The organism is Pseudoalteromonas sp. NZS127, from assembly GCF_015864805.1.
GTDB lineage: Bacteria > Pseudomonadota > Gammaproteobacteria > Enterobacterales > Alteromonadaceae > Pseudoalteromonas > Pseudoalteromonas nigrifaciens.
Genome location: NZ_JADYWN010000004.1, coordinates 281,440 through 293,520, shown reverse-complemented (window position 1 = coordinate 293,520; position 12,081 = coordinate 281,440). Strand labels below are relative to the sequence as shown.

The window sequence follows — 12,081 nt, the reverse complement described above, 5'->3', positions numbered from 1 at the left end:
CTATAACCTGCAATATTGCATAAAAATATTCACATCCAACTTTTAGTACTCATTTTTTGCTACTATTAACTACCGCTAAAAATAAATTAAAGAGTTACTTATGAGCTTAAAAACCCAAGCAAACCAAATAACTTTAGTTGAGTGTTTACATAATGTAGAGACTAAGCGGGAAGATGAGGCGAAAACATTACTCGCCCTATTTACAAAAGTCACTAATGAGCAAGCCGTTGTATGGGGTAAGGATATTATTGGCTTTGGCCACTACACCTATAAACATAACTCTGGCAGCAGTGAAAAATGGCCACTCACTGGCTTTTCCCCGCGTAAAACCAAGCTGTGTATTTATATAATGCCCGGCTTTGAAGATGAGACGATTAAAACCCTACTTGACCAGTTAGGAAAGCACAGTTTAGGTAAAAGCTGTTTATATATTACAAACCTAGCTAAAGTGGATTTAACGATACTCGCGCAGATAATTACAAGGTCACTCAACATTATGCAGCAGCGCTACCCGCAGTTATAAAACGCAAAAAACGGCTAAAAAGCCGTTTTTTTATATCGCGATATTTACTAGTTACTTAACGCCAAGCTCACGTAAACGCTCTTGCAAGTAACTATCAGCAGTATAGCGCTCTGATAACACCACATCTGGGCGAGGGTGTAAAAATAGTGGTAATGAAATACGCGACTTACTAGACGCTTTACCTGTTGGGTTAATTACCCGATGAATTGTTGAAGGGAAATAACCACCCGACGCTTCTTGTAGCATGTCACCAATATTAATGATCAAGCAACCAAAATCAGAAGGAACATCTAACCAACCGCCTTCGGTATTTTTAACTTGTAAACCCGGTTCATTAGAAGCAGGTAATACAGTTAGCAAGTTAATATCGCCATGCGCAGCTGCACGAATAGCACCAGGCTCTTCATCGCCGGTCATTGGTGGGTAATGTAAAATACGCAGCAATGTTTGCTCAGAATTAGCAATCATATCTTTTAAGTCAATCGAAAATTTAGCACGCACATCTGCTGGTGCTTCTGCTTGTACCCAACTTAAAAGCGTTGCTGCAAACTCATTAGCTAAACGATAGTACTCACGTATGTCTGCTTCTAACTGGGCAGGTACACGGCCTTTAGGATAAACATGGAAATACTCTTTAATGTCTTTAACTTTACAACCTTTTGCCACTTCAGATACCGAAGGCGGAAAATAGCCATCTTGGGTGTCTTTAGAAAATAAAAAGTCCTGCTTTTGCTCTGAGTTAAAAAAGTCTTGCCAATTTTTATAAATAGACTCAACTAAAGATTGCGGAATTGGATGGTTTTTTAATACCCCAAAGCCGGTATTTCTTAATGATTCAACAAATTGAGCAGCCGCATTGTCCGCTTTATAATCAACAGTAGGTAATTGCATTGTACATTCCAGTGAATAGGTTGTGAGAGATCTTTTACATTATAGAGGTAGATTACTCTATTTAAGCAGCAAAGCCTGTATTATTACCACCGTGAGGATAGACAAACAGCCCTAAAATCATAAGGACATATGTCCGCACCTTGGCTAGGTGAGCAATCGAGTTGATCTTAATCAAATTATAAATAAACATTGAAATAACATCACTTCGCACCTATCTCTGAACTATGATAGTAATGTTTATTATTTTGTACTTAAATTTAAGTATTAAGGCTTCTCATGCGACAAAAAGTATCTTTTAAAAGTGGTGATTTAAAATTGGCAGGACAACTTGAACTGCCCTCTGGTGAAATTAAATTTTACGCCCTATTCGCACACTGTTTTACCTGTGGCAAAGATATAGCGGCGGCAACACGTATCAGCCGTGCACTCACACAACAAGGGATTGCAGTATTACGATTTGATTTTACCGGCTTAGGTAATAGCGATGGCGACTTTGCCAATAGTAATTTCTCATCTAATATTCAAGACTTAGTAGCGGCCGCTAATCACCTGCGTGAACATTTTGGTGCGCCGCAGCTACTTATAGGCCACAGCTTAGGTGGAGCAGCAGTGCTGGCCGCTGCAGAGCACATACCAGAAGTATCGGCAATTACTACCATAGGTGCGCCGTCAGATGCACAACACGTAGCACACAACTTTAAAGCCCACCTAGATGAAATTAACGCAGCTGGCGAAGCTAAAGTAAATTTAGCGGGCCGCGAGTTCACTATTAAAAAACAATTTATAGACGATATAGCTAAGTACGATAAAAGCCACATAAGTAAACTTAAGCGCGCATTATTAGTAATGCACTCCCCTATTGACGCGACTGTAAATATTAGCGAAGCCGAAAAAATTTACGCATCAGCTAAGCACCCTAAAAGCTTTATTAGCCTAGATAACGCCGATCACTTACTTACTAATAAAAACGATGCCGACTACGCAGCAGATATTATTGCCACCTGGGCTAATCGTTATGTAAATTACGATAAAACTAAATATACGGCTAAATTAAATAATGGCAGCGTATTAGTAGAAGAAAAAGACCATGTATTTACTCAGCACGTAAGCACCAAAGAGCATACTTGGCTTGCTGACGAACCACTTAAAATGGGGGGCAAAAATCTAGGCCCAGATCCGTATGAGCATTTACTCGCGGGGCTTGGCGCGTGTACCTCTATGACACTGCGCATGTATGCGAGTCATAAAAAGTTACCGTTGGAACATGTCAAAGTTGAGCTTGAGCACACTCGCGATTATAAAAAACAAGACGGTGACGCAGAGCAAGGCCAAGGTGTTGAAGCTATTACGCGTAAAATCACCTTAACGGGCGACTTAACCCCAGAGCAACGCGCGCGCCTTCTCGAAATTGCTAATAAATGCCCAGTGCATAAAACCCTACACAATAACCCACTGGTGATAAGTGAATTGGTAGAGTAACGTATAATAATTTTAATTCTGTATATAAAATAGCGCAGTTAAAGCTGCGCTATTTTTTCATCTTGTTAAGCTAAATAATTAATTATTTTAAATGTGTGCGATAATAACCGTCATTGTTCCAATATTTTTAGCAAAAGAATCCATCCATGAAATCATATAACACCATTGCAGAACGAATTGAAATTTTACAAAGCCGAATCGAAGCCTATAAAGACGAAATTGAAGTATTAAAAGCTGAACCTAAAAGTGATAACGAACGCATTATTTTTAAGTTTATTGAAACCGGCAGCACGGGTAAAACCAAAGACTATGTACGTGGTTTAGGCATTAAATCGTCTCGCGATAGCTTATATTCGTCGGGTGATGTAACTAAGCTAATTAAAGATGGCGCAACCGATATTTCGCCAGCGTTGCTTGAAATAGCCAGAGTGCTTGCAAGTGCACGTAATAAAAATGGCCCTAGCTGTTAAAAAAGCTTAATTAGCCGTGTAATAACGGCTAATCCACCAGCTCCACACCTAATCCGCTGAGTAAATTCAACGCTTCAAAACGCTCAAATTTAGCCTTGGTTATTTGGTTGCTATTTAAATCGATATTAAATTGCGTGGCACCAACAAAGTCGCACTGGCTTAAATTAGTTTGAAAAAACTCGCTATCACGAAAATCAGTACCGCTAAATTTACTCTTAGCTAAATTTGCGTGCCTAAAGTCTACATTTTTTGCAAAGCAATCTGTTAGTTTAAGTGCTTTTAGAGTTAGTTCAAAAAAGGAACTGTGGCTAAGCTCACAGTGACTAAAACTCACAGCAGCATTAACACTAAGCTGCGGCCAGTTTATATCACTCCACTGTATACTGTTTAATTTACAATGACTAAAGTCAACATTTTCGAGTGAGCTATAACCCCATTTTAGTGATGCTAAATTGCATTTTTTAAAGCTGCATTCTATAAAACGGCAGTGTTTAAATTGGCCATTTGAAAAGTCGCAATCTGTAAAAGTACAGTCTTCAAACTCTATATTCTCAAAAACCTGCTCTGTCAGTGCTAATGCTGTAAATTGTTGATCAAAATAGTGATTATTATTTTCTATAGACACGGTCTGAATATTACCTTAACGCGCAAATTGAGCTTTTTTAGGGAGATCTTTTTTCAGCGCGAGTATCGCTATAAATATTAAACCCAGAGGTAAAATTAGCGATAAACAGCCACCAACAAAAGCAATGACACCTGGATTAGTACTTTTTCGTTTACCTAATTTATAACTAATAAAAGCAAAAATAGGCACTAATAAAAGTATAAAAAAAGCGATAAACTCGCCAAAAAGAGTGATATTAACTGACATAAGAATTCCTTTTCATCTGTATGATTATTGCAGTACTAAATTTAACCATAAAAAAACCCTTAAGCCTACACTTAAGGGTTTAATTTTTAATTATCTAACGCATATTTACAAAACACTGTAAAAATAATTTACTCTGCGCTTAGTACCGCTTTTTCTACTACGCTAATTGCAAGTTCTGCTAACGAATCAGCATTAGGCTTACTTGGCGCATTGGTTAATAAACACGACGCCTGCGTAGTTTTAGGGAACGCAATAACGTCACGAATGTTATCAGTACCACAAAGCAACATAGCTAAACGGTCAAGGCCAAAAGCTAAACCAGCATGTGGTGGCGTACCGTATTTAAGTGCGTCAAGTAAAAAGCCAAACTTGTCTTGTTGCTCTTGCTCATTAATACCTAAAATTCTAAACGCAGCTTCTTGCATATCAGCATTATGAATACGTACCGAACCGCCACCTACTTCGTAGCCGTTTAATACCATATCGTACGCATCTGAAATAGCAGCCGCAGGGTTTGCTTCAAGTTCACTTGCGCTCATGTCTTTTGGCGCAGTAAATGGATGATGTACAGCGTGCAGCGTACCTTCGTCATCTTCTTCAAACATTGGGAAGTCTACAACCCAAAGTGGTGCCCAGCTATCAAGGTTAGTGATTTCTAAATCAATACCAATTTTAACGCGCAGTGCGCCCATTGCTTCATTTACTGTGTTGCGCTTATCGGCACCAAATAAAATAATATCGCCCGACTGTGCATTAGTACGCTCAAGTAACTGAGTAATTACATCTGCAGTTAAAAACTTAGCTACTGGTGACTGCACGCCTTCTGCGCCCGCAGTGTGATCGTTTACTTTCATCCACGCCATGCCTTTTGCGCCGTAAATACCAATAAACTTAGTGTAATCGTCAAGTTGTTTACGCGAAAGCTTAGCACCACCTGGTACAGTTAATACCGCAACACGGCCTTTTTCGTCATTTGCAGGGCCTGAGAAAACATTAAACTCTACGTCTTTAACTAAATCGGCAATATCAACAAGCTTCATTGGATTACGTAAATCAGGCTTATCTGAACCGTATAAGCTCATTGCTTCGCTGTAAGGCATAATTGGAAAATCGCCTAAATCTACATTTAACAATGTTTGCCACATTTCGCGGATCATTTTTTCAGTCATACCACGTACTTGATCAGAGCTCATGAACGAGGTTTCAATATCTATTTGAGTAAACTCAGGTTGGCGATCGGCACGTAAATCTTCATCACGGAAACATTTTACAATTTGGTAGTAACGGTCAAAACCCGACATCATCAACAATTGCTTAAATAACTGCGGCGACTGCGGTAATGCGTAAAAACTACCTTTGTGAACACGACTCGGTACTAAGTAATCGCGCGCGCCCTCTGGCGTTGCTTTGGTAAGTACGGGTGTTTCTATGTCTAAAAAGCCGTTTTCATCTAAAAAACGACGCACAAAGCTGCTTGCTTTAGCGCGTAACTTAATGCGGTCGCTCATTTCTAAACGACGTAGGTCTAGGTAGCGGTATTTTAAACGACGCTCTTCAGAGTTCACTTGGTTAAAATCAAGTGGTAATGGCTCTGAGCGGTTAATAATATTAAGCTCAGTGCCTAATATTTCGATTTCGCCTGTAGGCATGTCTTTATTTACTTGGCTATCTGGGCGTGCACGTACAATACCTTTTAACTGCACACAAAATTCTTGGCGAAGCGTGTTAGCTGAACTCATCAACTCTTCAATGTCAGAATCGAATACAACTTGTACTAAACCTTCTCTATCACGTAAATCGACAAAGATAAGTCCACCAAGGTCACGTCGTTTGTTGATCCAGCCACATAGTTCAACTTCTTGATCTACGTGAGTTTTATTTAGCTGTCCGCAGTATATAGAGCGCATAGTTTTCCTGTCAGATAAAAGGCGTGCAACGGTCAAAAAACATTCGTTTTAAGTAGGGTAAATCTTTTTTATAAATACGAATATAAAAATAACACCGCTTGCAATTCAAAATAATCAAATTAAGCCCTGTATTATACGCAAGTGATATGAAGATACTAGGGCGGGTGTCGTTTTTTGCATCGGATTTAAAGCAGCATATTTTATTATTTGATACACTATAGCTACTTTATAATTAGGCGTTAGTTTGTATGCTATATATTGGGTGCCCACAGTGGTCAAGCAATGCGTGGAAAGGCAATTTATTTTCGAGCCAATGTAAAAATACCGATATGCTAAGCCAATACGCGCAACATTTTAACTCTATAGAGGGAAATACCAGCTTTTACGCCGACCCATCCCCAAGTACTCTTTTACGCTGGGCAAACAGTGTACCCGACGATTTTAAATTTACCTTTAAGTTTCATCGGCGCTTTAGCCATGAGCTAAAGCTGACTAATGTACACAACGAGCTAACCGCTTGGCTTAACTTATTTGCACCAATTTTAGAAAAAACTGGGCAAATTATGCTGCAGCTGCCAAGTGCCTTTGGCCCTAATGATTTACCCAAGTTAGCGCAATTTATTAGCCTATTACCCAAAGAGCTAAACTTCGGGGTAGAAGTTCGCCATCCGGCATTTTTTCAAAAGGGTGAAGCCGAAATAGCGCTTAATCAATTATTAATGGCAAATAACATAAACCGTATAGCCATGGATACCCGCGCCCTATTTGCAGTTAAAGCGAATACAGAAGCGCTGATTGATGCACAACAAAAAAAGCCGCATCTGCCCGTGCATGCTATTGCTACAAGTGAGCAACCCATGGCACGTTTTGTTATTGCTAATTTACAAAGTGAATATAAAACCTTTTATAAGCCTTGGCTTAGTAAAGTAAAACAGTGGCTTGATGAAGGAAAAACGCCCTATGTATTTTTTCATACCGCAGACAACCGAGAAGCACCGTTATTAGCAAGGCAGTTTTGTAAGGACCTAGGTTATAACCACAAGGTACTAAATCCATTTAGCGGCGAGGCAGAAGCCCACCAGCAAGCACTGTTTTAAATAACCACTTACAACAAATAAAATGTTAGAACTTAGAGAGCAACATGAGTGAATATGCACGTTATTTTACCGGCTACCCTGCAAACATTGTTGAGCAAGTATTAAATCTAATCAGTAATGATAAAGTAAGTAACTACTTACTTAAAAAGTATCCGCAGGCACATAATATTACCAGCGACAAAGCACTTTTTAGCTACGCCACAGAGCTTAAAAAACAGTATTTAAAAAATGCCCCGCCGTTTGGTCGCGCCGCATTTAAAAAGCAAGGCGACATGGTCACTAATGCACTTGGCACGCACACCTATCGTATGCAAGGTAAAACTCGCAAGCACGATTTGGCCATCAACAGTGATTTACTGCGCGCTCCCGAGCCGTTATTAAAAGCCTTAGTTGTACACGAGCTCGCTCATTTTAAAGAAAAAGACCACAACAAAAGTTTTTATAAACTTTGTTGTCACATGGAGCCAAGTTACCACCAGCTAGAGCTCGATTTACGCATTTTTTGCGTGGCTGTAGAGCAAGGCAACAATCCTTATTTAAAATGAGCTAATTTAACGCACATTAGCTAAGGCAAAACTGTAAATTTAGTTAAACCTATAAGTTGCCCCGATTCTGTTACTACGTGCACCTGCCATTTACCGACAGAATCAGTTGGAAAATTTACTTTATGGGTCCAGGCTCTATAACCTTGCTCTCGCCCACCACTTATATTTAGTGTGATCCGATCTACTTCTTTATTGTTGTATAACCACACATGAAATATTTTTTCATTTAATCCTCTTGGCGCTTTAACAGCGGTCCACGTATATAACCCCTGATGATGTAGTGAATAAGAGTCTAACTGCTTAACATTGCCAATAGGTTGGCGTTGCTCTAAATCAACCTCGTGCGATAAAGTAATATCGGTTAAACGCAAAGCCGCTGGCGGCACCCAGCTACGCAGTTGCCATAAGCCAGCACTTAACATACACAAAATTACCACCAATAAAGGAAATCGCCACCAACGGGTATTGGGCATTAAATTACCTAAACTTGGAAGGGTAAAAATAACAGCAGTAACCAAAGCAATTGCTAAACTTTGGCTAGTGGTTACATTAAATAAAATAGGTAAAGTAACCAATATAACTACAAACAATGCAAAGTTATGAAACACCGCAAATAGCATGCGATTTTTTGCTAACTTTTTATAATACAAGGGATCGATTACCGATATAACTGCACACATTATCATTAGCGCGGTAAAAATAGCTTGTGGATGATCCCACTGCGTTACCGCTAAAAAAAATGGCAAAGCAAAAAATAGGCTCTCTTGTTGCACCATTTGTAAAGCAAAGCGCATAAAGTTGGGCGATACCGCAACACCAAATCTTTGCTCTACTTTGTCGCGCAACCAGTTATCAATAATTAACCATACCCAACTCACTAGTAAAAATATGGCGATAAATTGCGAAAACGATTCTTTTCGCTCAACTAATACATAACTTGCCACACCTGAGAAAAATGCTATTACCGCTAATAACCCCGGCCGCTGTTGCATTGCAATTATAAATTTTGTTATTAAACTTTTAAAATAGTCCATCTAATTTGGGGTCCGTACTAGTGTGCATGCTAAAGCGCTTAAAAACGTAAGCGCATTATCTTAACGTAATTACCTGAACAACACATAAATAGCATAAAACCCCTCGGCTTATTAACAATACAATAATCGGTTAAGTAATGACTATTTTGGCTGCTTTAAGTGGGTGCGCGAAATCTCTTCATTTACCCAGTGTAATAATTGTTTTATTGCCTTAGATAGCACCTGATTTTGCCGTACTATATAACCCAAACTAGTGGTTGGAAATTGCGGTAAAGCAGTCACTGTGGTGGTTAAATTGGCTTTAGAGCGCAGCGAAAACTCAGGTACAATTGCCACACCAAAACCAGCTTCTGCCCAATCAATTTGTGCATCAACACTGCCCACTTCCATAACCCGATAACTCGGTAAATTTAAAGACGGCAGCGCATTATCTAATAGCTCACGGGTACGGGTATCGTGGCCTAATAAAATTAATGTTGGCGGCTCAGTGAGTACCATACTTTCATCGTTTTTTGCTTGCTGCCATAACGCTAAATTATTTCCCAGCGCACACCACTTTATCTGCTGGAGCTCACTAAAATGCAGTGGCTCACTTTCTTTTTGGGCAATTACAAAGCCTAAATCGGCTTCTGCACTTTTAACCAGCGCCGATGCCTGTGACGAAGTGGTATTAAGCAAGGTAAAATCAATCCCCGGGAACTGGGTTTTAAACAGCTGAAAAGGCTCTATGAGTAACAAGCGAGAAATAATATCACTGGCTGCAATGGTGAGCGTGCCTTGGCTTAAGTTATTTATTGCATTTAGATCAGACTGACATACCTTCAATTCCCATAAAGTTTTTTGCCCAGACTGTAATAAACGCAAACCCGCTTGGGTTAAACAAAATGGGTTACGCTCGATTAACTTCACCCGCGTCATTTTTTCTAACTGCTTAATATGCAAGCTCACATTAGGTTGCGTCATGTGCAGTGCACTTGCCGTTTTACCAAAGTGCTTTAGCTCTGCTAATGTAACAAAGGTTTTTAACCAATGAATATCTAACATCTCACTTCCTTAATATTGCACACTCCATATGGAATCCTTATTGATATCATAATTATAATTAATTTCTCTTATTTTAACAGCCCGCATATCATATCAGCTTGTTCAATTTGGAGATTAAATTATGCCGTCAATTGTTGTTGTAGGTGCAAACTGGGGTGATGAAGGCAAAGGCCGCATCGTAGATTTTTTAGCTGAGAACGCATCAGCAAGCATTCGCTTTCAAGGTGGTAATAACGCCGGTCATACCGTTGTGAATGATTTTGGCACCTTTAAACTACACCAATTACCTAGCGGTATTTTTAATCCTGATTGCATAGCAGTACTTGGCCCTGGCATGGTAATAAGCCCTAGCGCCTTAAGTGAAGAAATAGCCGAAGTTAAAGCCGCTGGCGTTAATGTAAAGCTGTGTATTTCTGATCGTGCCACTTTATGTCTGCCTTTACATGCCCTTGAAGACACCCTTGAAGAATTACGTTTAGGCGACGCTGCTTACGGCTCGACTCGCCAAGGTATTTCGCCAGCGTATGGCGACCGAGTAATGAAAAAAGGCATTTTAGTGGGTTGGTTAAATCAGCCTGACGTTTTACTAGAGCGTATTCAATTTATGCTTGATTGGAAAATGCCACAGCTAAAAGCCTTATATCCAAGTTGTGATTTTTCGCAAACAGCTGAAGAAATGACGCAGTGGTTACTCGATGTTACCGCGCCTTGGCGTGCATTTATTTGTAATGTAACAGAGCCGTTAAAAGCACTACAAAAACAAAATGCTAATTTATTATTTGAAGCTCAGTTAGGTGCAGGTCGCGATTTAGTCTATGGCGAATACCCTTACACTACCTCTTCAAACGTAACTGCTGCTTATGCAGGCATAGGCAGCGGTTTACCAGCGCTTCGTCCTGAACGTGTTGTTGCGGTAGCAAAGTCGTTTAGCTCATCAGTAGGTACGGGTACTTTAGTTACTGCAATGGAAGAGCAAGACAATTTTCGTGAAAGCGCTAACGAATATGGCGCAGTAACTGGCCGCCCACGGGACATGGGCTACTTTGATGCAGTTGCCACGCGCAATGGTGTTGAGCTACAAGCTGCAACCGAAATTGCTTTAACCAAAATTGATTGTTTATCGGGTATGAAAGATTTAAAAATCTGTGTTGCCTATGACGGCGATCATAGCGAAAACCCAATTTGGCCACAAACAGCTGCATTAAGCCCTGTATATGAAAATATGCAACCTTGGGATGAAGACATTACCGGTTGTCGTACCTTCGACAGTCTACCAATTGCAGCGCAACAATACGTTGAGCGCATTGAAGCGTTAATGGGCGTACCAATAACTATGGTGTCTGTTGGTCCTGAGCGCGAACAGATGATTATTCGCTAAATAGCGCTATTGTGTTTAAATAACTGTTGGGTTTGCATGTAACCCAACAGTTATTAATAAAGGTCACACTGCGCGTGGCTGATTTTATGACCTTAACCACATAATTATTTTCTTATTCTTACAGCCCTAGCCCTGCCATAAAGTCGTCATCATCACTATCTTCTGCTTCTTTTTCAGCTTTAGCCTTGGCTTTTTCTGCTTTTTGTTTTGCTTCGTTTTCGATGATGTCGTCGGGATCTATTGCTTCGACAATGTCAAAGTCGTGTAATTTAATAAACTCAGTTTTATCCATTGCCAGCTCTAAATAAAATATATTTTGCTTACTGGTGGTAAACGTTACGCGGCGCGCTTGTGGGCGATCCATTGTGGTATCTACAGAAATTTGTACCTGTTTATTAATTGCCATCATTTTTGGCTGATTTTGGGTAATAGAGGTATGTAATTGCTCGCGTACTTTAGAGGTAAAGTCACCAACTATTTGGTTCATTAGCTCGCCTAACACATTTGATACATCGTCAGACAAATGACTATGTGCTATTTCTTCCTCGGGCATACCCATGTTACGCATGTAATCGCCATAAATTTCCATTGCCGCTTGCGATGTGAAATTAGTAATTACTAGGCCAGTAAAGCCACCATCAAATAACACAAAACAGCCAATATCTGGGCGCATACAAGTACGAGTAATTTTTTGCACCATAGCGGAGTAACTAACACTATTGCCACTGGCCGATGTGAGTACCCCTGTAACCGAGTGACAAAGGGTTGCCAATATATCATCGGTGCTAATAACTTTACTTTTGCTCATTTAATAGTCTCATTTATACTTATTTTTCATTATT

At 39.9% G+C, this 12,081-nt stretch carries 13 protein-coding genes; 6 read left to right on the top strand and 7 right to left on the bottom strand.

From position 1 onward, the window contains the following. Positions 1-100: 100 nt before the first annotated feature. Positions 101-523, top strand: coding sequence for a DUF1801 domain-containing protein (locus I6E78_RS06305; protein WP_197182167.1), 423 nt, complete (start codon positions 101-103; stop codon positions 521-523). Between the two features lie 51 nt (positions 524-574). Here the strand turns inward: I6E78_RS06305 and I6E78_RS06300 are convergent, their stop codons facing one another. Next, positions 575-1,414 (bottom strand): isopenicillin N synthase family dioxygenase, encoded by an 840-nt coding sequence (locus I6E78_RS06300; RefSeq protein ID WP_011328598.1) that lies wholly within the window; start codon positions 1,412-1,414, stop codon positions 575-577. Between the two features lie 276 nt (positions 1,415-1,690). Here I6E78_RS06300 and I6E78_RS06295 point away from each other — a divergent pair, with 276 nt between their 5' ends. Further along, positions 1,691-2,893, top strand: a complete 1,203-nt coding sequence (locus tag I6E78_RS06295; RefSeq protein ID WP_197182166.1) for a bifunctional alpha/beta hydrolase/OsmC family protein — start codon at positions 1,691-1,693, stop codon at positions 2,891-2,893. Between the two features lie 146 nt (positions 2,894-3,039). Further along, the gene (locus I6E78_RS06290; RefSeq protein ID WP_011328600.1) at positions 3,040-3,363 is read left to right on the top strand and encodes a hypothetical protein; all 324 of its coding nucleotides are present in this window, start codon (positions 3,040-3,042) and stop codon (positions 3,361-3,363) included. 28 nt (positions 3,364-3,391) lie between these two features. Here I6E78_RS06290 and I6E78_RS06285 read toward each other — a convergent pair whose 3' ends face one another. The 3 genes from I6E78_RS06285 to aspS all read right to left on the bottom strand — a co-directional run bounded on the left by I6E78_RS06285 (position 3,392) and on the right by aspS (position 6,141). Further along, a complete protein-coding gene (locus I6E78_RS06285; protein WP_011328601.1) occupies positions 3,392-3,988 on the bottom strand; it encodes a pentapeptide repeat-containing protein in 597 nt (198 codons plus the stop codon). A gap of 15 nt (positions 3,989-4,003) precedes the next feature. Beyond that, positions 4,004-4,234 (bottom strand): hypothetical protein, encoded by a 231-nt coding sequence (locus I6E78_RS06280; protein WP_011328602.1) that lies wholly within the window; start codon positions 4,232-4,234, stop codon positions 4,004-4,006. A 128-nt stretch (positions 4,235-4,362) separates the two neighbouring features. Continuing rightward, entirely contained in the window at positions 4,363-6,141 is a 1,779-nt protein-coding gene (gene aspS, locus I6E78_RS06275) for an aspartate--tRNA ligase (protein ID WP_011328604.1), read from the bottom strand. Between the two features lie 248 nt (positions 6,142-6,389). Here aspS and I6E78_RS06270 point away from each other — a divergent pair, with 248 nt between their 5' ends. Both I6E78_RS06270 and I6E78_RS06265 read left to right on the top strand, forming a co-directional pair. Then, positions 6,390-7,238: a DUF72 domain-containing protein gene (locus I6E78_RS06270; RefSeq protein WP_197182165.1), complete on the top strand. Its 849-nt coding sequence runs from the start codon at positions 6,390-6,392 to the stop codon at positions 7,236-7,238. A 44-nt stretch (positions 7,239-7,282) separates the two neighbouring features. Continuing rightward, positions 7,283-7,783, top strand: coding sequence for a M48 metallopeptidase family protein (locus tag I6E78_RS06265; RefSeq protein ID WP_011328606.1), 501 nt, complete (start codon positions 7,283-7,285; stop codon positions 7,781-7,783). A 20-nt stretch (positions 7,784-7,803) separates the two neighbouring features. On the opposite strand, the gene I6E78_RS06260 is transcribed toward I6E78_RS06265, so the two are convergent. Continuing rightward, complete coding sequence (locus tag I6E78_RS06260; protein ID WP_197182164.1) at positions 7,804-8,817, bottom strand: DUF5924 family protein; 1,014 nt, start codon at positions 8,815-8,817, stop codon at positions 7,804-7,806. A 141-nt stretch (positions 8,818-8,958) separates the two neighbouring features. Continuing rightward, a complete protein-coding gene (locus I6E78_RS06255; RefSeq protein ID WP_011328608.1) occupies positions 8,959-9,861 on the bottom strand; it encodes a LysR family transcriptional regulator in 903 nt (300 codons plus the stop codon). A 121-nt stretch (positions 9,862-9,982) separates the two neighbouring features. On the opposite strand from I6E78_RS06255, the gene I6E78_RS06250 reads away from it, so the two are divergent. Beyond that, a complete protein-coding gene (locus tag I6E78_RS06250; RefSeq protein ID WP_011328609.1) occupies positions 9,983-11,239 on the top strand; it encodes an adenylosuccinate synthase in 1,257 nt (418 codons plus the stop codon). 118 nt (positions 11,240-11,357) lie between these two features. Here I6E78_RS06250 and I6E78_RS06245 read toward each other — a convergent pair whose 3' ends face one another. Beyond that, positions 11,358-12,047, bottom strand: coding sequence for a DUF3334 family protein (locus tag I6E78_RS06245; RefSeq protein WP_011328610.1), 690 nt, complete (start codon positions 12,045-12,047; stop codon positions 11,358-11,360). Positions 12,048-12,081 lie beyond the last annotated feature (34 nt).